The organism is Bradyrhizobium sp. ISRA442 (assembly GCF_038085055.1).
In the GTDB taxonomy this organism is placed as follows: domain Bacteria; phylum Pseudomonadota; class Alphaproteobacteria; order Rhizobiales; family Xanthobacteraceae; genus Bradyrhizobium.
The window spans coordinates 34189-54315 of the sequence record NZ_JALGCN010000014.1 but is presented as its reverse complement, the minus strand read 5'-3'; the positions used below and the strand labels follow the sequence as shown (position 1 = coordinate 54315).

The 20127-nt window shown below is 64.9% G+C and carries 16 protein-coding genes; 11 read left to right on the top strand and 5 right to left on the bottom strand.

Annotated features, from left to right (window positions below):
- Positions 1-41: 41 nt before the first annotated feature.
- Positions 42-1058 (bottom strand): LLM class flavin-dependent oxidoreductase, encoded by a 1017-nt coding sequence (locus tag MTR72_RS26325; RefSeq protein WP_341511551.1) that lies wholly within the window; start codon positions 1056-1058, stop codon positions 42-44.
- A 385-nt stretch (positions 1059-1443) separates the two neighbouring features.
- Here MTR72_RS26325 and metF point away from each other — a divergent pair, with 385 nt between their 5' ends.
- The 3 genes from metF to MTR72_RS26310 all read left to right on the top strand — a co-directional run bounded on the left by metF (position 1444) and on the right by MTR72_RS26310 (position 6835).
- Positions 1444-2379: a methylenetetrahydrofolate reductase [NAD(P)H] gene (metF, locus tag MTR72_RS26320; RefSeq protein WP_280966861.1), complete on the top strand. Its 936-nt coding sequence runs from the start codon at positions 1444-1446 to the stop codon at positions 2377-2379.
- 6 nt (positions 2380-2385) lie between these two features.
- Positions 2386-6246, top strand: coding sequence for a methionine synthase (gene metH / locus MTR72_RS26315; RefSeq protein WP_280966862.1), 3861 nt, complete (start codon positions 2386-2388; stop codon positions 6244-6246).
- Between the two features lie 172 nt (positions 6247-6418).
- Positions 6419-6835, top strand: a complete 417-nt coding sequence (locus MTR72_RS26310; protein ID WP_280966863.1) for a PaaI family thioesterase — start codon at positions 6419-6421, stop codon at positions 6833-6835.
- Positions 6836-6893: 58 nt separating this feature from the next.
- Here the strand turns inward: MTR72_RS26310 and MTR72_RS26305 are convergent, their stop codons facing one another.
- Positions 6894-7778 carry a LysR family transcriptional regulator gene (locus tag MTR72_RS26305; RefSeq protein ID WP_280966864.1) on the bottom strand — a complete coding sequence of 295 codons (885 nt, stop codon included), beginning with the start codon at positions 7776-7778 and terminating at the stop codon, positions 6894-6896.
- Between the two features lie 121 nt (positions 7779-7899).
- On the opposite strand from MTR72_RS26305, the gene MTR72_RS26300 reads away from it, so the two are divergent.
- The gene (locus tag MTR72_RS26300) at positions 7900-8526 is read left to right on the top strand and encodes a pyridoxamine 5'-phosphate oxidase family protein (RefSeq protein WP_280966865.1); all 627 of its coding nucleotides are present in this window, start codon (positions 7900-7902) and stop codon (positions 8524-8526) included.
- Positions 8527-8824: 298 nt separating this feature from the next.
- On the opposite strand, the gene MTR72_RS26295 is transcribed toward MTR72_RS26300, so the two are convergent.
- Genes MTR72_RS26295 through MTR72_RS26285 form a run of 3 tightly spaced genes read right to left on the bottom strand, consistent with a single transcriptional unit; the run spans position 8825 to position 12369 of the window.
- Positions 8825-9556, bottom strand: a complete 732-nt coding sequence (locus MTR72_RS26295) for an ABC transporter ATP-binding protein (protein WP_280966866.1) — start codon at positions 9554-9556, stop codon at positions 8825-8827.
- The gene (locus MTR72_RS26290) at positions 9553-11322 is read right to left on the bottom strand and encodes a branched-chain amino acid ABC transporter ATP-binding protein/permease (protein WP_280966867.1); all 1770 of its coding nucleotides are present in this window, start codon (positions 11320-11322) and stop codon (positions 9553-9555) included. Before MTR72_RS26290 ends, MTR72_RS26295 begins: the two co-directional genes overlap by 4 nt.
- A gap of 6 nt (positions 11323-11328) precedes the next feature.
- Entirely contained in the window at positions 11329-12369 is a 1041-nt protein-coding gene (locus MTR72_RS26285; protein WP_280966868.1) for a branched-chain amino acid ABC transporter permease, read from the bottom strand.
- A gap of 176 nt (positions 12370-12545) precedes the next feature.
- Between MTR72_RS26285 and MTR72_RS26280 the strand changes: the two genes are divergently transcribed.
- From MTR72_RS26280 to MTR72_RS26250, 7 genes are all read left to right on the top strand, one after another.
- Complete coding sequence (locus MTR72_RS26280) at positions 12546-13067, top strand: MarR family winged helix-turn-helix transcriptional regulator (RefSeq protein ID WP_280966869.1); 522 nt, start codon at positions 12546-12548, stop codon at positions 13065-13067.
- A gap of 174 nt (positions 13068-13241) precedes the next feature.
- Entirely contained in the window at positions 13242-13511 is a 270-nt protein-coding gene (locus MTR72_RS26275) for a helix-turn-helix domain-containing protein (RefSeq protein ID WP_280966870.1), read from the top strand.
- A gap of 40 nt (positions 13512-13551) precedes the next feature.
- A complete protein-coding gene (hyfB, locus tag MTR72_RS26270; RefSeq protein WP_341511550.1) occupies positions 13552-15552 on the top strand; it encodes a hydrogenase 4 subunit B in 2001 nt (666 codons plus the stop codon).
- Positions 15553-15587: 35 nt separating this feature from the next.
- A complete protein-coding gene (locus MTR72_RS26265; RefSeq protein WP_280971138.1) occupies positions 15588-16505 on the top strand; it encodes a respiratory chain complex I subunit 1 family protein in 918 nt (305 codons plus the stop codon).
- A gap of 3 nt (positions 16506-16508) precedes the next feature.
- Entirely contained in the window at positions 16509-17171 is a 663-nt protein-coding gene (locus tag MTR72_RS26260; RefSeq protein ID WP_280966872.1) for a hydrogenase-4 component E, read from the top strand.
- Positions 17168-18607, top strand: coding sequence for a hydrogenase 4 subunit F (locus MTR72_RS26255; protein ID WP_280966873.1), 1440 nt, complete (start codon positions 17168-17170; stop codon positions 18605-18607). Before MTR72_RS26260 ends, MTR72_RS26255 begins: the two co-directional genes overlap by 4 nt.
- A 3-nt stretch (positions 18608-18610) precedes the next feature.
- Positions 18611-20125 carry a hydrogenase large subunit gene (locus MTR72_RS26250; RefSeq protein ID WP_341511549.1) on the top strand — a complete coding sequence of 505 codons (1515 nt, stop codon included), beginning with the start codon at positions 18611-18613 and terminating at the stop codon, positions 20123-20125.
- The last annotated feature ends 2 nt before the right edge of the window (positions 20126-20127 follow it).

Here is a 20127-nt window from a genome sequence, read left to right as displayed (position 1 = left end):
GATCTGCGCTCCGCTTCGCTGCGCTTGTCCAGGACGACGACTCAGACCATCTGCTTCACCAGCCCGAACGCCTCGGCCAGCAGCGAATACGACTTCTTCCGCGCGCTGTGGTCGTACACCGCGGTGATGACCATCAGCTCGTCCGGCTTACTGGCATCGATCAGCGGCTTCAGCTTGTGCTGCACGGTGGCGGGATTGCCGACGAACAGGCGCGACCGGTTGCGGGCGATCGAGGCGCGCTCGGCGTCGGTATAGGGATAGGCCAGCGCCTCCTCGACACTCGGCAGCGGCAGATATTGACCGCGGTCGCGGCGCAAGCGGTTGAGGTCGAACGACGAAGCGAGTTTTTCCGCTTCTTCATCGGTGCCTGCGGTGATGACGGCGACCGCGAGGATCGCGTGCGGGGTCGCGCGCCAGGCCGAAGGCTGAAAGCGATTGCGGTAATGCACCATCGCGTCGATCGCATCGTGCGACGCGAAATGATGCGCGAAGGCGAAGCCCATGCCGACCTGCGCGGCCAATTCCGAGGAATAGTCGCTGGAGCCTAGCAGCCAGATCGGCGGCAGGCGGGTGTCGTCCGGCATCGCGACGACATTGTTGTAGGGATGGCCCGAGGGGAATTCGCGGGTCTCCCACAGGATCAGTTCGTGCAGCCGCTCCAGGAAGTCGTCGCCCTCGCGGCGGTCGAGCCGGCTTCTGAGCGCGTAGGCGGTGGCGCCATCGGTGCCCGGGGCGCGGCCGAGGCCGAGGTCGATGCGGCCGGGGAACAGCGCCTCCAGCATCTTGAAGCGCTCGGCCACCACCAGCGGCGCATGGTTGGGCAGCATCACGCCGCCGGAGCCGACGCGGATGTGTTTTGTCACCGCCGCGATCTGGCCGATCATCACGTCGGGGGCCGGGCTTGCCACCGAGGCGAGGTTGTGGTGCTCGGCGGGCCAGTAACGGGCATAACCGAGTCCATCGACATGGCGCGCCAGATCAATGCTGTTGCGCAGCGCTGCGGCAGGTTTTGTGCCCGTGGTGACGACGGAGAGGTCGAGAACGGAAAGCGGCATCATGGCCGGTTGAAAGTAGTGCGCTGCGCGGAGGCGGCAATGGCCTGATGCAGCAGGGCTGGCGTGTGCCAGCCGCGACGCGACGAAGGTTTGGCCGAAAGCTGGTTGGGACGCTGCCGGTCATAATCATCATACTTTCACATTGCCCACAGATATCTGCAAAGCTTTCGGCGAGCCGCATCAAACTTATAATACTGATATATAACATATTTATCGAATAAAAGGTTTCCCACAAAGACAGAAGATGGCACGAAAGTACAGCCATATTCTGCGATAGTGGGCCATTTCCCACCAGCGATGGGCTATGGAGCGAGGCTGGTTTGGCCTATGTTAGGGGCTTCGAACCAAACCTGCCGCAGTTGCGAAGAGATCTGGAGTGAGTGGGGCCATGACCGAGCCGACGACGACGGCCCAGGACAACGGAAAAGATACCGGGCAAAACGAGCAGCTCGCGAAGCGTCCGGCGATCTCCTTCGAGTTCTTTCCGCCCAAGACCGAAGAGATGGAGCGCAATCTCTGGGCGACCATCAACCGCCTGGCGCCGCTCGAGCCGAAATTCGTCTCGGTGACCTATGGCGCCGGCGGCTCGACCCGCGAGCGCACCCACGCCACCATCACGCGCATCCTGAAGGAGACCGCGCTGCTGCCGGCCGCGCATCTGACCTGCGTCGGCGCCTCGCGGGGTGAGATCGATGAGATCGTCGACCGCTACCACGAGGTCGGCGTCCGGCACATCGTCGGTCTGCGCGGCGATCCGCCCGGCGGCATCGGCACACCCTACTCCACCCATCCCGACGGCTACCAGACCTCCGCCGAACTCGTCGCCGGCATCAAGAAGCGGCACGCCGACATCGAGGTCTCGGTATCCGCCTATCCCGAGAAGCATCCCGAAGCCCGCGACTTCGATGCCGATATCGACACGCTGAAGGCCAAGGTCGATGCGGGCGCGACCCGCGCGATCACGCAGGTCTTCTTCGATAACGACCTCTACTTCCGCTATCTCGATCGCGTGCGCGCCCGCGGCATCGATATACCGATCGTGCCGGGCATCATGCCCATGCATAATTTCAAGCAGGCCCGCAATTTCGTCACCCGCGCCGGCACGAGCGTGCCGGACTGGCTGGCGGAGAAATTCGACGGCCTCGACGATGATCCCGATACAAGGAAGCTCGTCGCCGCGACGGTCGCCGCCGGCCAGGTGCACAAGCTGGCCAAGCACGGCGTCGACACCTTCCATTTCTACACCATGAACCGTGCTGATCTCGTGTTCGCGATCAGCCATTTGCTCGGCATTCGCGCCAAGAGCGCCCAGAAGGCTGCGTAAGACCAGATGACCGTACCCGTCTCGCCCAAGCGTAACGCCCTGCTCGCCGCCGCGCGCGAGCGCATCCTGGTGCTCGACGGCGCCATGGGCACGATGATCCAGGGCCTGCAGTTCGACGAAGCCGCCTTCCGCGGCGAGCGCTTCAAGAACTTCCACCGCGACCTTCGCGGCAACAACGACCTGTTGATCCTGACCCAGCCGCAGGCGATCGAGGACATCCACGCCGCCTACTTGCGCGCCGGCGCCGATATCGTCGCCACCAACACCTTCTCGACCACCTCGATCGCGCAGGCCGACTACGACCTCGCCGACGTCGTCTACGAGATGGCTCGCGAGGGCGCACGCCTTGCCCGCAACGCCGCCGAGCGCGTCCAGGCAGAGGATGGCAAGCCGCGCTTCGTCGCCGGCGCCATCGGGCCGACCAACCGCACCGCCTCGATCTCGCCCGACGTCGCCAATCCCGGCTACCGCGCCGTCACCTTCGACGATTTGCGCGAATCCTATGGCGAGCAGATCAGGGGCCTGATCGACGGCGGCGTCGACCTCCTGCTGGTCGAGACCATCTTCGACACCCTGAACGCCAAGGCGGCGCTCTATGCGATCGCCGAGATCACAGAAGAGCGCGGCATCGACGTGCCCGTGATGGTGTCGGGCACCATCACCGACAAGTCCGGCCGCCTGCTCTCCGGCCAGATGCCGGAGGCATTCTGGAATTCGGTTCGGCACGCAAAACCCGTCACCATCGGCTTCAACTGCGCGCTCGGCGCGGAAGACCTGCGCGCGCACATCGCCGACATCGGCCGCGTCGCCGACACGCTGGTCTGCGCCTATCCCAATGCCGGCCTGCCCAACGAGTTCGGCCAGTATGACGAGAGCCCGGAGTACATGGCGCGCCTGATCGGCGAGTTCGCGCGCGACGGCCTCGTCAACATCGTCGGCGGCTGCTGCGGCACCACGCCGGAGCATATTGCGGCGATTGCCGCCGCCGTCGCCCCGCACAAGCCGCGCATCGTGCCTGAGATCACGCTGCGCTTAAGGCTCTCCGGCCTCGAGCCGTTCGTGCTGACGGACGCTATTCCCTTCGTCAATGTCGGCGAGCGCACCAACGTCACCGGCTCGGCCCGTTTCCGCAAGCTGATCACCGCGGGCGACTATACGGCCGCGCTGCAAGTCGCGCGCGACCAAGTCGAGAACGGCGCGCAAATCATCGACGTCAACATGGACGAGGGTCTGCTCGACTCGGAAGCCGCGATGCGGACCTTCCTCAATCTCGTCGCCGCCGAGCCGGATATCGCCCGCGTGCCCGTGATGGTCGACTCCTCGAAATTCTCGGTGATCGAGGCCGGCCTGAAGTGCGTACAGGGCAAGCCGGTCGTCAACTCGATCTCGCTGAAGGAAGGCGAGGAGAAGTTCATCCACGAGGCCAGGATCGCGCGCCGCCATGGCGCGGCGGTCGTCGTGATGGCTTTCGACGAAACCGGACAGGCCGATACCTTCAAGCGCAAGACCGAAATCTGCAAGCGCGCCTACGACATCCTCGTGAACACGATCGGCTTCCCGCCGGAAGACATCATCTTCGACCCGAACATCTTCGCGATCGCGACCGGCATCGAGGAGCACAACAATTACGGCGTCGACTTCATCGAGGCGACGCGCTGGATCCGCCAGAACCTGCGTGGGGCGCACATCTCGGGCGGCGTTTCCAACCTGTCGTTCTCGTTCCGCGGCAACGAGCCGGTGCGCGAGGCCATGCATTCGGTGTTCCTGTATCATGCCATCAAGGCTGGCATGGACATGGGCATCGTCAATGCCGGGCAGATGATCGTCTATGACGACATCGATCCGGAGCTGCGCCAGACCTGCGAGGACGTCGTTCTCAACCGCGATCCGGGCGCGTCCGAACGCCTGCTCGCGCTCGCCGAAAAATTCCGCGGCAAGAAGACCGAAAGCAAGGAAGCTGATCTGGCCTGGCGCGAATGGCCGGTCGAGAAGCGGTTGTCCCATGCGCTGGTGCACGGCATCACCGAGTTCATCGAGCAGGATACGGAAGAAGCTCGTGCCGCCTCCGCGCGGCCGCTCGACGTCATCGAAGGCCCGCTGATGGCCGGCATGAATGTGGTCGGCGACCTCTTCGGCGACGGCAAGATGTTCCTGCCGCAGGTCGTCAAATCCGCGCGCGTGATGAAGCAGGCGGTCGCCTATCTGATGCCGTTCATGGAAGAGGAGAAGGCGCGCAATCTCGCCAGCGGCATCGGCGGCGACGCCAAATCGTCCGCCGGCAAGATCGTGCTCGCCACCGTAAAGGGCGACGTCCACGACATCGGCAAGAACATCGTCGGCATCGTGCTCCAGTGCAACAATTTCGAGGTCATCGATCTCGGCGTGATGGTGCCGGCCGCCAAGATCGTCGAGACCGTGAAGGCGGAGAAGGCCGACATCGTCGGCCTGTCCGGCCTGATCACGCCCTCGCTCGACGAGATGGCGTTCTTCGCCGGCGAATTGCAGCGCGAAGGCTTGAAGCTCCCACTGTTGATCGGCGGCGCCACCACGAGCCGCGTGCATACGGCGGTGAAGATCGACCCGAGCTACCAGGCGGGGCCCGTGGTGCACGTCAACGACGCCAGCCGCGCCGTCGGCGTCGCCTCCTCCCTGCTTTCGCCCGACAAGCGCGAGGCTTACGCCGCCGAGGTGCGCGCGGAATACGCCAAGATCTCCGAGGCGCATCTGCGCGCGCAGGCCGACAAGAAGCGCCTGAAGCTTAGCGATGCCCGCGCCAACCGCGTGCCGATCGATTTTGCCGCGGCAAAGCCGATGAAGCCGACCTTCCTCGGCACCAAAACGTTCGACGCGTACGACCTCGCCGAGCTCGTCGACTGCATCGACTGGACGCCGTTCTTCCAGACCTGGGAGCTCGCCGGCCGCTTCCCCGCCATCCTTGACGACGCCAAGGTCGGCGAGGTCGCGCGCTCGCTCTATGACGATGCGCGCAAAATGCTCGACACCATCGTCAAGGAGAAATGGTTCCGGGCGCGCGCGACGATCGGCTTCTGGCCGGCGAACGCACAAGGCGACGACATTGTGCTCTACGCCGACGAGAGCCGGACGAAGACGATTGCGACGCTGCATACGCTGCGTCAGCAGCTCGAGAAGCGCGAGGGCCGCTTCAACGCGGCGCTGTCCGACTTCATCGCGCCGGCCGGCACGGGCGTGCCCGATTATATCGGCGGCTTCGTGGTCACCGCCGGCATCGGCGAGGACGCGGTCGCCGATCGCTTCAAGAAGGCCAATGACGATTACTCGTCCATCCTCTGCAAGGCGCTCGCCGATCGCCTTGCCGAAGCCTTCGCCGAGCGCATGCATGCCCGCGTGCGCCGCGAGTTCTGGGCCTATGCGCCGGATGAGGCACTCTCCAACGAAGAGCTGATCCTGGAGAAATATCAGGGCATCCGTCCCGCGCCCGGTTATCCCGCGCAGCCCGATCACACCGAGAAGGCGACGCTGTTCGCACTGCTCGACGCCGAGAAGACGGCCGGCGTGAAGCTGACCGAGAGCTTTGCGATGTGGCCCGGCTCGTCCGTGTCGGGGCTCTATTTCGCGAACCCCGAGAGCTACTATTTCGGCGTCGGCAAGATCGAGCGCGACCAAGTCGAGGATTACGCCGCGCGCAAGGGCATGGATGTCGCCGAGGTCGAACGCTGGCTTGCACCGGTGTTGAACTACATCCCGGCGCAGCAGGGTGCGGCCAAAGCTTCATTCGCGGCGACGCCAGCGAACGACGTATCTTCGGACGATCTTGCCTCCCATCCCCCGGGCTGCACCTGCGCGGTCCACCTCGTCTGGCAGAAAAAGCGCGTGGGCGCGGGATAAATATCCCTTCTCGCCAACATGCTCCGCTCGAAAGTGATGACCGCCTCGGCAATTTGGCGGTCGTCGCATTTCAAACATCCGCGCAAATTCCGTTTCAAACTTTGTAGGCGGTGAAACCGTCATCGAGATCGCGTTCAATGGGGCCAACCCAACTCCAGCACGCGAGCCGACCATGACCGCCATCATTCCCGAAGGTTTTGAACCGCATTTCCGCAAGAGTCCGCTCACTGAGCCCTGGGAGCCTCTGTACGCCAAGAAGACAGACAAGGCCGTGATCCTCGGCCTGCGGCTGGCAAAGCCGCACACCAATGGCCGCGGCTTGATTCATGGCGGGCTGATCGCGGCATTGTCCGACAACGCCATGGGCTATAGCTGCGCGCAGGCGACGGGTTGGACGACGTCATTCGTGACGATCTCGCTGTCGGTCGATTTCGTCGGCTCGGCCGAGATCGGACAATGGCTGTCGATCGAGAGCGAGGTGATCAAGACCGGCAGCACGATTTGCTTCGCGCAGAGCCTGATCAAGGCCGACGACACCGTGATCGCGCGCGCCAGCGGCACGTTCCGCGTGGTGCCGAAGAAGGGGTAGCCTCTCGTGGCTCTGCGCAAGGGCGCTTCACGCTGCAGCGCGTCCAGGACACGAGCGCCTACCCAAACCTCCACGCGGTCGTCTCCACGACGAGATCGATGAACGCCCGCACCTTGGCCGAGAGCAGGCGCGAGGTCGGGTAGACGACGTGGATCGGCAGCACCGGCTGTTCGTACTTCGCCAGCACGATTCTGAGCCGCCCGCGCCTTAAGCCCTCAGCAGCCTGGTAGGCCAGCACGCGCGTCACGCCGCCGCCGGCCTCGGCATATTGCAGGGCGGCGTCGGCACTGTTGCTGATGAAGCGGGGGTGAGGTGCCACCTCGATGTCGCGGCCGTCGCGGAGGAAACGCCATTCGGACGCCGGGCCGAACTGGATGGTCTGGTGCGAGGTGAGCGCTTCCGGCGTCTTCGGCTCGCCATGGCGCTTCAGATAGGTCGGCGCGGCGACCACGATCCGCCGCATGGCGCCGACCTGGCGCGCCATGAGCGAGGAATCGGCGAGGTGGCCGATGCGTACCGCGGCGTCGACGGCATCTTCCACGAGGTTGACGAGATGGTCCGACAGCCGCAGCTCGCAGGCAACGTCGGGGTAGCGCTTGAGATAGGCGGCCATCACCGGCCCGACATGCAGCCGGCCGAAGCCGACCGGCGCCGACACCACCAGTTTTCCGCTCGGCCGCTTGCGCTCCTCCCGCGCGGAGCCGTCCGCCTCCTCAACATCGGCGAGAATGCGCCTGGCACGCTCCAGGTAGCGCGCGCCGACGTCGGTCAGCGCGACCTGCCGCGTGGTCCGCTGCAACAGGCGCGCGCCGAGATGCTCCTCCAGCGCCGCGATCTGCCGCGTCACCGCCGAGGGCGACAGCCGCAGCTTGCGCGCGGCCGGCGCGAAGCCGCGCAAATCGGCGACGGTGACGAAGACCTGCATGGCATCGAGGCGGTCCATTTCATTATTGCATATATCGCAACGATGAAGTGTCAAGAGACGCGATTGTTTTAACCGCCAGAAGCTCCATTCTTAAGGCCCGAAAGACGCGAAATGCGCCGGGATTCTCAGGAGATGTTCCATGACGGCAGCGCACACCCATGCGAGCGACGTGGCGTTCACGCCGGCGGTGAAATCGATCCAGACCCGAAAGGGGTCGCGCGAGGCCTATGCCCGCGCCGAGCAGCGCGGCTGGCGCACCGAGGTCGACGAGAACCTGGCGGCGTTCCTCGCCGATGCCGACAGCTTCTATCTGGCCACCGCCTCAGGCGATGGCCAACCCTACATCCAGCACCGCGGCGGGCCGAAGGGCTTTCTGAAGGTGCTGGACAAGCAGACGCTTGCCTTTGCCGACTACGCCGGCAACCAGCAATATCTCACCCAGGGCAATCTGTCGGAGAATCCAAAGGCCTACATCTTTGTGATGGACTATGCCCATCGCCGCCGCGTGAAGATCTGGGGGGAGGCGCGCGTCGTCGAGGACGACGATGCGCTGACGCAGGCGCTGATGCCGAAAGGATATCGGGCACGGCCCGAGCAGGTGATCCTGTTCAAGATCGCGGCATGGGACACGAACTGCCCGCAGCACATCCCGCAGAAGTTCGATGCGGCGGATGTGGCCGCGGCGCTGGCGGCACGCGATCAGCGGATTGCGGAGCTGGAAGCGGAAGTGGGGGCGCTGAAGGCGAAGGCGCCGGCTTCGCGTTGAGGGGCCCTCTTCGCTTCTCCCCGCTCGCGGGGAGAAGCCGGAATCCGCGCAAAGCGCGAACTCCGGGTGAGCGGGAGCCTCTGCGAATCCGGCTTTCATCGTCCCCCGAAACTTCCGGGTCAATTTCTCGCATGTGGTCATGCCCCGCGAAGGCGGGGCATCCAGTACGCGGCAGCCTATCCGTATGCGTCACTGCCTCTGGAATACTGGATCGCCCGGTCAAGCCGGGCGATGACAGCGAGAATGCAGCGGCGACCGTCGCTAAGCCACCACCACCCGCCTCGGCTCGACGAGCTCATCACAGCACACTCGCCCCTTCGTGCTGGAAGCCGAGATAGCTGGCCGCGACGCGCTCGTTGGCGGCGATGTCGCTGGCCTTGCCGCTGAGCACGAACTCGCCGAGCTCCATCACATAGGCATGGTCCGCGATCTTCAGCGCGGCCTGCGCGTTCTGCTCGACCAGGAGCACGGAGACGCCGCTGGCGCGCAGCTCGGTGACAATGCGGAAGATGTCGGCCACGATGATCGGGGCGAGACCGAGGCTCGGCTCGTCCAGCATCAAGAGTTTCGGCTCTCCCATCAGCGCGCGGCCCATCGCCAGCATTTGCTGCTCGCCGCCGGACAAGGTGCCGGCGAGCTGCTTGCGACGCTCCTTGAGGCGCGGAAACAGCGCATAGACCCGCTCGATCGAGGCCTTCGCCCGGCTCTTCTCGATGCGGAAAGCCCCGAGCTCGAGATTGTCCTCGACATTCATGGTCACGAACAATTCGCGGTGCTCCGGCACGAGGCCGAGGCCCATCGCGACGCGGTCCTCGATGTCGAGCCGCGCGAGATCTTGCCCGGCAAAAGTGACGCGGCCCTTCAGCGGCAGGATGCCCATGATGGCGGAGAGCAGCGTGGTCTTGCCGGCGCCGTTGGCGCCGACGATGGTGACGATCTCGTTCGTGCCGACTTCGAGCGAGACCGAGCGGACGGCCTCGACCTTGCCATAGGCGACATGCGCGTCGGTGACGGACAACAGCGCGCTCATGCCGCCACTCCGAGATAGGCCTTGATCACTTCGGGATTGGTCTTGATCGTGGCCGGCGTGCCCTCCGCAATCTTGGTGCCGAAGTCGAGCACAACGATGCGATCGGCGAGATTCATCACGAAGCCCATGTCGTGCTCGACCAGCAGCACCGACATGCCGCCGTCGCGCAATTCGCGCAAGAGCGCCGCGAGCCGCTGCTTCTCCATGTGGCGCAGGCCCGCGGCCGGCTCGTCGAGCAGGAGCAGCATCGGATCAACGCACAGGGCACGCGCGATCTCAACGATGCGCTGCTGGCCCAGCGACAGGCTGCCTGCGAGCTGATGCATCTGGTCGGCAAGGCCGACGCGCTCGATCTGGCGCGCGGCTTCGGCGAGCAGCTTGGCCTCATCAGTGCGGTCGAGCCGCAGCATCGAGGAAATGGGGCCGGAATGACCGCGCAGATGCGCGCCGATCGCGACGTTCTCGAGCACGGTCATGTCCGGCACCAGCTTGACGTGCTGGAAGGTGCGGGAGATGCCAAGCTCCACGATCTCCTGCGGCGGCGCATTGTCGACCTTTTTGCCAAGCACGGAGATCGAGCCCGAGGTGGCCGACAGCACGCCGGTGATGAGATTGAACGTCGTGCTTTTTCCCGCGCCGTTAGGCCCGATCAGCGCGACGATCTCGCGGGCCCGAACGTCGAAGGAGACGTTGTTGACGGCGATCACGCCGCCGAACTGCTTGCGCGCCTTCTCGACCTGGAGCAGCACTCCGGTCTCACCGGCGGCGCGGACGCGTGCCGGCAAGGTCAGCGACGTATCCGGCTTTTTACCGCTGGTCTTCTGCGGCAGGAACGACATCAGCCAGGGCCAGACGCCGCCAGGCGCGAGCTGAAGCAGCAGCACCAGCATGATGCCGAACACGATGGTCTCGACCTGGCCCGAGCCCGGCAGAATCAGCGGCAGGTAGCTCTGCAGCACCTCCTTCAGGATCACGACGATCGCAGCACCAAGCACGCCGCCCCAGACGTAGCCGGCGCCGCCGACCACGGCGATGAAGAGATATTCGATGCCGGCCTGGGCGCCGAATGGCGTTGGGTTCACCGCGCGCTGCAGGTGCGCGTAGAGCCAGCCCGAGAGGCCGGCCAGCACCGCGGCGTGGATGAAGACCAGGAGCTTTGCACGGGGCGTATGCACGCCGAAGGCCTCTGCCGCAACATGTCCGCGCCGGAGCGCGCGGATGGCGCGTCCGGTGCGTGAGTCCAACAGATTCATGGTGAGCAGCGCGGAGAGGATGACCGCAACCCAGACCGCATAATAGATCGAGCCGGGATCGAGCATCCTGAACGAGCCGATCGACAGCGGCGGAATCGCCGAGATGCCGTCGTTGCGGCCCAAGAATTCCAGCTTGCTGAAGAGGTAGAACAGCCCCAGCCCCCAGGCGAGCGTGCCGAGCGGCAGATAATGGCCGGAAAGCCGGACCGTGATGAGGCCGAGCAGCACCGCGAACAAGCCGCTGACCAGCAAGGACAGCGGCAGGGTGAGCCAGGGCGACAGGCCATAGGCCGTCGACAGCACCGCCGTGGTGTAGGCGCCGAAGCCGACGAAGGCCGCCTGCCCGAACGAGGTGAGGCCGCCGACGCCGGTCAGCAGCACGAGGCCCATCGCGACCAGCGCCGCGAGGCCGATATTGTCGAGCAGCACGATCCAGAACGGCGGCACACCCGGAACAAACGGGATCGCCGCCATGAGAAGTGCGAAGACGATGGTGGGAAGCCGGGTCTGCATCGCGCGTCAGTCCTTCTCTTCCTCGACCGCGGGAGCTGCGAGCGAGCGCAGCAGCAGCACGGGGATCAAGAGCATGAAGACGATGACCTCCTTGTAGTTGCTCGCATAGAAGGACGAGAACGCCTCGACGATGCCGACGACGAGGGCCGCGGCCGCGGTGAGAGGATAGCTGACGAGGCCGCCGATGATCGCAGCGACGAAGCCTTTCAGACCGATCAGGAAGCCGCTGTCGTAGTAGAGGGTTGTAATGGGAACGATAAGTATGCCCGAGAGCGCGCCGATGACGGACGCCAGCAGGAAGGCGATCTGCCCCGACAGCGTCGTGCGGATGCCGGCAAGGCGCGCACCGAGCCGGTTGACGGCGGTCGCGCGCAGCGCCTTGCCGTAGAGCGTCAGGCCGAAGAACAGCCACAGGCCGACGATGAAGGCGATGGTGATGGCGTAGACCGTAATGCTCTGGCCGGTGAAGCGCAGCGAGCCTGCGGTGAACGCGGCGGACAGCACGGCCGGTCCGCGCTGGCCTTCGGCGCCGAAGAACAAGAGGCCCAACCCCTGGAGCGCGAGGTGGACGCCGACGGAGGCGATCAGGAGCACCAGCACGGAGGTGTGGGCGAGCGGCTGGAACACGATGCGATAGAGCGACAGGCCGATCAGCGCGACGATCACCAGGGACAATGCCATTGCGACCGCGACCGGCGGCTTCTGGCCGGCGAAATAGAGCGTGACGGCCAGCACGAGTCCCGGCAGCACGATGTTGGTGAGGAAGGTCCGCGCAACCAGCCGCCCGTGCAGCGCCTTGCGCGCGGCGACGAGGTCGAGGACGAAGGCGACGATTCCCATGGCGAGCGCGAGCTTGGCCGTGCCCGGCATCTGCCCGGAAGCGAGCGAGGCATAGGTCAGCGCGCCATAGGTGACGAATTCGCCCTGCGGGATCAGGATGACGCGGGTGACTGCGAACACCAGCACCAGCGCCAATCCGAGCAGCGCGTAGATCGCGCCATTGGTGATGCCGTCCTGCACCAGGAACAGCATGATGGTGGTGTTCAAGACCGGACGCTCCCCCTAAAGATCCGGACCCGGTCCCGCGATTGGGGTGGATGGTCCGCTCACAGCCATTGAAAAACGCTGACGATATTTGATATGGTCAATAACAATTATCAAATATAATCTCAAGGGCGACAAACGACCCGTCCCGAATTTAGCGGGATTGCGAGCATGAGGCGATGACCGTTTCCAAAACCGCTGAAAAATCCGCGGAAAAAACTGCGGAGGCGACGAAGGGCCGCAAGGACCCGCCCGAGGCGCCCGCCGAGGCCCTCCAGCTCGGCGAGCTCTCCGAGCAGCTCGGCTACGTGCTCAAGCGCGCCCAGCTCAAGGTGTTCGAGAATTTCCTGCGCTGCGTCGCCTCGCTCCAGCTCACCCCGGCCCAGTTCTCGGTGTTGCTGCTGGTCGAGAAGAATCCGGGGCGCAATCAAACCGAGATCGCCTCCACCCTCGGCATTCTCCGTCCGAATTTCGTGGCCATGCTGGACAATCTCGAGAGCCGCGACCTGTGCGCGCGGATCCGCTCGACCAACGATCGCCGCTCGCACATCCTGGTGCTGACCGACAAGGGCAAGGCGGTGCTGACCCGCGCGAAGAAGCTCGTCGCCACCAAGCACGAGGCGCGGCTGAACGACCTGCTCGGGACCGCCAATCGCGAGGCCCTGATCGCGATGCTTTCCAAGATCGCCAACGAGTTTTGAGGCGGGCAGTCATTCTTGGCTGCGCGAGCGCGAACCCGGAATCTCGCGCCGTGGCATGCGCTGCCGGTCGAACGGAATGACGCGCCGCATATAGAAAATGATGCTTGAAGCATCATTTAGCATGCCTTAGGCTTGCCAAATCAATCAACGTAACTGCCACGGACGTTCCGCCCCGTGATCACCGCAGCGCAGCTTCGAGCCGCCCGCGCCTTGCTGGGAATCGACCAGCGCGAACTTGCCCAGCGCAGTTCGTTGTCGCTGCCGACGATCCAGCGCATGGAGGCCTCCGAAGGGGTGATCCGCGGCAATGTCGATTCCCTGATGAAGCTGGTCGAGGCGCTGTCGGCTGCCGGCATCGAGCTGATCGCCGAGGGGGCGACGTCGAGCGCCGGGGGCCGCGGTGTGCGGCTGAAGCCTCGCCCCCCGAGCTCAGGCGACCAATAGCGATGACGACGCGCGCACAGATCATGATCCGGGAGCGGCCATGATCGCGGTGGCGCTATGGTCAGTGGCGGCTCTGCTGGCGCTGGCGCCTGCGGGAGTCCTGCTGTCGACGCGCCCGCACGGCTCGATCATCCTTTACGGCGGATGCCTGATCGCCACATCGACGCTATGTCTCACGGCGCTGTCCGATCTGCTCTATTTCCCGCATCTGACGCCGAGCGCGACACTGCCGATCGGCCTGCCCTGGCTCGGTGCCCATTTCCGGCTCGATGCGCTGTCCGCCTTCTTCCTCGTCGTCGTCAATCTCGGCGGCGCCGCTGCGAGCCTGTTCGCGCTCGGCTACGGCCGGCACGAGGACTCCCCCGGCCGCGTGCTGCCGTTCTATCCTGCCTATCTCGCTGCGATGAACGTCGTCGTGCTGGCAAACGATGCCTTCAGCTTCCTGGTCGCCTGGGAATTCATGTCGCTGACCTCCTGGGCGATGGTGGTGTCGCATCACCGGGAGGCCGAGAATGTCCGCGCCGGCTATGTCTATCTTCTGATGGCAAGTTTCGGCACGCTGGCGCTGCTGCTCGCCTTCGGCCTGCTCGCGAGCGACGCCGGTTACGATTTCGATGCGATCCGGGCCTCGCATCCTTCCGCTGCGCTGACCGGCATGGTGGTGATCCTCGTGCTGCTGGGTGCTGGCTCCAAGGCTGGCCTGGTGCCGCTGCACGCTTGGCTGCCGCTCGCCCATCCCGCGGCACCCAGCCACGTCTCCGGCCTCATGAGCGGCGTCATGACCAAGGTCGCCGTCTACGGCTTCGTGCGCATCGTCTTTGACCTTCTGCCCGAACCGGTGTGGTGGTGGAGCCTGGTGGTGCTGCTGGTCGGCGGTCCGACGGCGACGCTGGGCGTGCTCTATGCGCTGATGCAGCGCGATATCAAGCACGTGCTCGCCTATTCAACGATCGAGAATATCGGCATCATCTTCACCGGCCTCGGGCTGGCGCTGGCTTTCAAGGCGGAAGGGCTCGACTGGGTGGCCGCGCTCGCTTTCACCGCGGCGATGCTGCACGTCTTCAATCATGCGCTGTTCAAGAGCCTGTTGTTCTTCGGCGCCGGCGCGGTGCTGGGAGCAACCGGCGAGCGCGACATGGAGAAGCTCGGCGGGCTGATCCATCACATGCCGAAAACGGCGTTCGCGATGCTGGTCGGCTGCGTCGCGATCTCGGCGTTGCCGCCGTTCAACGGCTTCGTTTCGGAATGGCTGACCTTCCAGGCGATCCTGCTCTCACCGCAACTGCCCTCCTGGGGTCTCAAGCTGGTCATTCCGGCGGTCGGCGGCTTGCTGGCGCTCGCGGCCGCCTTTGCCGCGGCCTGCTTCGTCAAGCTCTATGGCATCAGCTTCCTCGGCCGGCCGCGTTCGGATGTTGCGGCGTCAGCGCGTGAGACCGACCGCTTCTCGCTGGCCGCGATGCTCATGCTTGCCGCCCTCTGCCTCGTTGCCGGAATCCTGCCCGGGCTGTTCATCGATGCGCTGGCGCCGGTGAGCAAGAATATGGTCGGCAACATCATGCCGAATCAGGTCGGATTGCAGTGGCTCACCATCGTGCCGATCGCGGAAAGCCGCAGCTCCTATAACGGCCTTCTGGTGTTCCTGTTCGCGGCACTGTGCGGCACGGTGGCGGCGTCAGCCATTCACCGTCTCGCCTCCGACCGCTTACGCCGCGCGCCGGCCTGGGATTGCGGCTATCCCGATCCGAACCCGGCGATCCAGTACTCAGCCTCCAGCTTCTCGCAGCCGATCCGCCGCGTGTTCGGCAGCGTCATCTTTGCCGCACGCGAGATCGGCGAGATGCCGCCGCCGTCCTCGCCGCTTCCTGCGCGGCTCCGGGTCGAACTGCACGATCTGATCTGGGAGGCGCTGTACGCGCCGGTTGCGAAGGTCATCGGCTTTGCGACGGACCGCATCAATATCCTGCAGTTCCTCACCATCCGCCGCTACCTCACGCTGGTCTTCGTCGCGCTCATCGTGCTGCTGCTGGTGGTGACACTGTGAGCGCGCTGCGCGACATCCTCTCCCAGGGCGCCCAGATGTCGCTGGTGCTGGGGCTCGCGCCGCTGCTGACGGGTTTCGTACGGAAGGTGAAGGCCCGGCTGCTACGCCGGCGCGGGCCGCCACTGCTCCAGCCCTATCGCGACCTCATTCGCCTGATGCGCAAGGACGTCGTGCTCGCGGACAACGCATCCTGGCTGTTCCGCATCATTCCCTATCTGATCTTCGCGGGCACCTGGGTCGCCGCCTCGCTGGTGCCGACTTTCGGCAACGGCCTGTTGTTCTCCTGGACCGCCGATCTCATCGCCATCATTGCGCTGCTCGGGAGCGCCCGTTTCTTCCAAGCGCTCGCAGGCATGGACGTCGGCACCGCCTTCGGTGGCATCGGCTCCAGCCGTGAGGTCATGATCGCCTCCCTCGCCGAGCCCGCGATGCTGATCACGGTGTTCTCGGTTGCGATGATCGCCGGCTCGACGCAGCTCTCCTACGTGGCCGAGTTCATGGGCTCTGACGCGGTCGGTCTGCGTGTGTCGCTGGGCATGGCGTTCGTGGCACTGACCATCGTAGCGCTGGCGGAGAATGCCCGTATCCCCGTCGATAACCCCGCCACCCATCTCGAACTCACCATGGTGCACGAGGCCATGGTGCTGGAATATTCGGGGCGGCATCTCGCGCTGATCGATCTGTCGTCGCAGCTCAAGCTCCTGCTCTATGTCTCGCTGATCGCCTGCGTGTTCATGCCATGGGGTACGGCGACTGCGGACGCGAGCATTGCGAGGCTCGTCTTTGGCGCGCTGCTCTATTTCGGCAAGCTGATGGTACTTGGCTTTTTGCTCGCCGTGTTCGAGACCGCAATCGCCAAGATGCGCGTGTTCCGGATTCCCGAGTTCTTGGGCGCGGCGCTGATGCTGGCGTTGCTTGCCACCCTTGCGCGCTTCGTGTCGGGGAGCCTCTAAGAGATGAGCAGCCTGCAATTCGACATCGCCCACCTGCTCGCCGGCTCCCTTGTGCTAGCGAGTTTCATGATGCTCTACCAGGACCGGCTCTATGCGCTGCTCAATGTCTATGCGCTGCATGCCGGCGTGCTGGCGCTGTCGGTGGCCTGGCAGGCCTATGTGCAGCAAGCGCCGCATCTCTATCTCACGGCGCTGATCGCGCTCGTCTTCAAGGCCATCATCATCCCGGTGGCGCTGCACCGGATCATCAGGCGACTCGGCATCCACCGCGAGATCGAGAACGTGATCGGCATCGGGCTGACCATGCTGGCCGGCATCGGCCTCGTCGCGCTGTCGATGGTGGTGATGTTGCGGGTGACGCCAGGTGCCGATGCACTCGCGCGCGAGGACCTTGCCTTCGCGCTGTCGGTGGTGCTGCTGGGGCTCCTGATCATGGTCACCCGGCGCAACGCCGTGAGCCAGGTCGTCGGCTTCATGTCGCTGGAGAACGGGCTGGTTCTGGCGGCAACCGGCGCCAAGGGCATGCCGCTGGTGGTCGAAATCAGCGTCGCCTTCTCGGTGCTGATCGCCTTCATCGTGATCGGCATCTTCCTGTTCCGCATCCGCGAGCGTTTTGACAGCGTGGACGTGCAGGCGCTTGATCGTTTTCGCGGAGAGCGGCGATGAGCATCGACGCCCTCAGCGCCATCCTCCTGATCCCGGCCGTCTCGGCCGCGCTGCTGGCCATTTTGCCCGGCTACCGGCAGACGGCGAAGCTGAACGTGGTGGCAGCGCTCGCGACCTTCCTTACTTCGCTCTCCCTGTTCGTGGTCGAGCCGGTGTCCGGGCAGTATCTGCTGGTGGACGACCTCAACAAGGTCTTCATCGTGTTGACCACCTTCGTCAGCTTCACCACATCGGTGTTCAGCGCGAGCTATATCCAGCACGAGATCGAGACCGGGCGCCTGGCGCCGGCCTTCCTGCGCTTCTACCACGCGATGTACCAGACGCTGATGCTCGCGATGAACCTCGCGCTCGTCGCCAACAATATCGGCCTGATGTGGGTTGCGGTCGAGGTGGCGACGCTGACGACCGTGCTGATGGTCGGCATCTACCGCACCCACGAGGCGCTGGAAGCCGCCTGGAAATATTTCATCCTCGGTAGCGTCGGCATCGCGCTCGCGCTGTTCGGCACGATTCTGGTCTATATGGCGGCTCGCCCCGTGGTGGGCGAGGGGCTGGACGGCATGGTGTGGACGGTGCTGGTGAAGCACGCCGCACAGTTCGACCCGGCGTTGCTCAACGTCGCATTCGTCTTCCTCCTGCTCGGGTACGGCACCAAAGTCGGCCTCGCACCGCTGCACGCCTGGCTGCCGGATGCGCATGCCGAGGGCCCGACGCCGATCTCGGCGGTGCTGTCCGGCCTGCTGCTCAATGTCGCGCTCTATGCGCTCCTGCGCTTCAAGATGATGCTCGCGGTCAACTCCGCGGCGATCGCGCCGGGTCCGCTGATGGTGACCATGGGCCTGATCTCGGTGATCTTCGCCGCGCTGATGCTGTACCGGCGCCGCGACATCAAGCGGATGTTCGCCTATTCCTCGATCGAGCATATGGGCATCATCGTCTTCGCCTTCGGCATGGGCGGGCCGCTCGCGAATTTCGCAGGGCTGTTGCACATGACCATGCATTCGCTGACCAAGTCGGCGATCTTCTTCGCGGTCGGCCATATCGCACAGGTCAAGGGCACACAGAAGATCGCCGATATCGGCGGGCTCACGGCGACCAACCCCGCGCTCGGCTGGGGCCTGATGCTCGGCGTCATCGCCATCGTCGGGCTGCCGCCGCTCGGCATCTTCATGAGCGAGTTTCTGGTGGTGAGCTCGACTTTCGCCCGCGCCCCCTGGCTGACGGTAATCCTGGTACTCGGCATCATCATCGCGCTCGGCGGGCTCTTCTTGCGGGTCGGCGCGGTGATGTTCGGCGAGGCGAAAGGCAAGACCGCGCCCGCGGAAGCCTCCTATGTGCCAATGTTCACGCATCTCGGATTGGTGCTGATGGCCGGCATCTATCTGCCGCCGGCGCTGGTCACCGGATTCCAGAACGTCGCGAAGCTCCTGGGGTAAGCGATGGGCATCCTCGACGGCATCCCCCATGTCAGTGCGGCGTTGTCGCACCGGCCCTGGCCGCGCGCGGTCGTGACGGAGGCGGGCTGGCAGGCGGCGATCGATCGACTGGTCGAGGGAGGCCTCACACTGCTCGGCTTCTGGGGCGAGCCGACCGCGGTGCATATGGCAATGCTCGATGCAGGCTCGGCCGAGATCGCGGTCGTCAGCTATGAGTGTACGGCCGGCACATTTCCGAGCGTCGCCAGCCGTCATCCGCCGGCGCTGCGGCTGGAGCGGACCATCCATGATCTGTTCGGCCTTGCTCCAACCCTCGCCGACGATCTGCGGCCATGGCTCGACCACTATGCCTGGGGCAAATCCTATCCGCTCTCCGGCCGCAACACATCGCGCGACGCACGGCCGTACCAATACCTGCCGGCCGAGGGCGAGGCGTTGCATCAGGTGGCGGTCGGCCCCGTCCATGCCGGGACCATCGAGCCCGGCCATTTCCGCTTCACCGCCAATGGCGAGCATGTGGTGCGGCTGGAGCAGTGGCTCGGCTACACCCACAAGGGCATCGAGTCGCTGATGCAGGGCGCGAGCCTCGAGGCCGCGGCAAAACTCGCCAACCGCACCTCCGGCGATAGCGCCGTCGCCTATGCCTTCGGCTTTGCGCGTGCCGTGGAAGCGGCACTGCAGATCGAGGCGCCGAGACGGGCGACCCTTTTGCGGGCGCTGATGGCGGAACTGGAGCGGCTCGCCAATCATCTGGGCGACATCGGGGCCATCTGCAACGACGCTTCGTTCGCGCTGATGCATGCCCAGACCGGCATTTTGCGTGAGCGCTGCTTGCGCGCTGCGAATGTCGCGTTCGGCCATCGCCTGATGATGGATGTCATCGTGCCCGGTGGCGTGACGCGCGACATTGCGGCGGACGGCGTATCCGCGCTACGCGCGCTGCTCGCGGAACTACAAAAGGTCTTTCCGCGCTTGATCGAGCTCTATGACAACACGGCGTCCCTACAGGACCGCACCGTCACCACGGGCATCGTGAAGGCGGAATATGCGCGCCAGTTTGGCGCCGGCGGTTATGTCGGCCGCGCCTCGGGCCGCGATTTCGATGCGCGGCGGGCGACTGCCTACCCGCCTTACCACGCGTTATCGTTCGAGGTGCCGGTCCTGCAGGCCGGTGACGTGAACGCGCGGGTCTGGATCAGAATCCGCGAGGTCGAGCAGAGCATCGTGTTGATCGAGCAGATCCTCGACCAACTTGGGCCGGGAGAGCTCGAAACAGCGCTACCTGCCAGGATCGGCCACGGTGCTTGTGAAGGCATGACGCTCACTGAGGCCTTCCGCGGCGACGTTCTGGTGTGGCTGCGGCTCGATGGCGCGTTGCGCGTGGAACGCTGCCACCTGCGCGACGCGTCGTGGTTCCAGTGGCCGCTGCTGGAAACCGCGATCGAGGGCAACATCATTGCCGACTTCCCGCTCTGCAATAAGTCGTTCAACTGTTCCTATTCGGGCGTGGACCTCTAAAC

What these genes read in the sequence shown, in the direction of transcription:
- MTR72_RS26290 (WP_280966867.1), bottom strand. Translation starts at nt 11,322, where the DNA reads ATGCAGACCCGGCTTCCCACCATCGTCTTCGCACTTCTCATGGCGGCG.
- MTR72_RS26265 (WP_280971138.1), top strand. Translation starts at nt 15,588, where the DNA reads ATGTCGCTGGTGCTGGGGCTCGCGCCGCTGCTGACGGGTTTCGTACGG.
- MTR72_RS26310 (WP_280966863.1), top strand. Translation starts at nt 6,419, where the DNA reads ATGACCGCCATCATTCCCGAAGGTTTTGAACCGCATTTCCGCAAGAGT.
- metF (WP_280966861.1), top strand. Translation starts at nt 1,444, where the DNA reads ATGACCGAGCCGACGACGACGGCCCAGGACAACGGAAAAGATACCGGG.
- MTR72_RS26305 (WP_280966864.1), bottom strand. Translation starts at nt 7,778, where the DNA reads ATGGACCGCCTCGATGCCATGCAGGTCTTCGTCACCGTCGCCGATTTG.
- hyfB (WP_341511550.1), top strand. Translation starts at nt 13,552, where the DNA reads ATGATCGCGGTGGCGCTATGGTCAGTGGCGGCTCTGCTGGCGCTGGCG.
- MTR72_RS26255 (WP_280966873.1), top strand. Translation starts at nt 17,168, where the DNA reads ATGAGCATCGACGCCCTCAGCGCCATCCTCCTGATCCCGGCCGTCTCG.
- MTR72_RS26325 (WP_341511551.1), bottom strand. Translation starts at nt 1,058, where the DNA reads ATGATGCCGCTTTCCGTTCTCGACCTCTCCGTCGTCACCACGGGCACA.
- MTR72_RS26300 (WP_280966865.1), top strand. Translation starts at nt 7,900, where the DNA reads ATGACGGCAGCGCACACCCATGCGAGCGACGTGGCGTTCACGCCGGCG.
- MTR72_RS26280 (WP_280966869.1), top strand. Translation starts at nt 12,546, where the DNA reads ATGACCGTTTCCAAAACCGCTGAAAAATCCGCGGAAAAAACTGCGGAG.
- MTR72_RS26295 (WP_280966866.1), bottom strand. Translation starts at nt 9,556, where the DNA reads ATGAGCGCGCTGTTGTCCGTCACCGACGCGCATGTCGCCTATGGCAAG.
- MTR72_RS26250 (WP_341511549.1), top strand. Translation starts at nt 18,611, where the DNA reads ATGGGCATCCTCGACGGCATCCCCCATGTCAGTGCGGCGTTGTCGCAC.
- metH (WP_280966862.1), top strand. Translation starts at nt 2,386, where the DNA reads ATGACCGTACCCGTCTCGCCCAAGCGTAACGCCCTGCTCGCCGCCGCG.
- MTR72_RS26260 (WP_280966872.1), top strand. Translation starts at nt 16,509, where the DNA reads ATGAGCAGCCTGCAATTCGACATCGCCCACCTGCTCGCCGGCTCCCTT.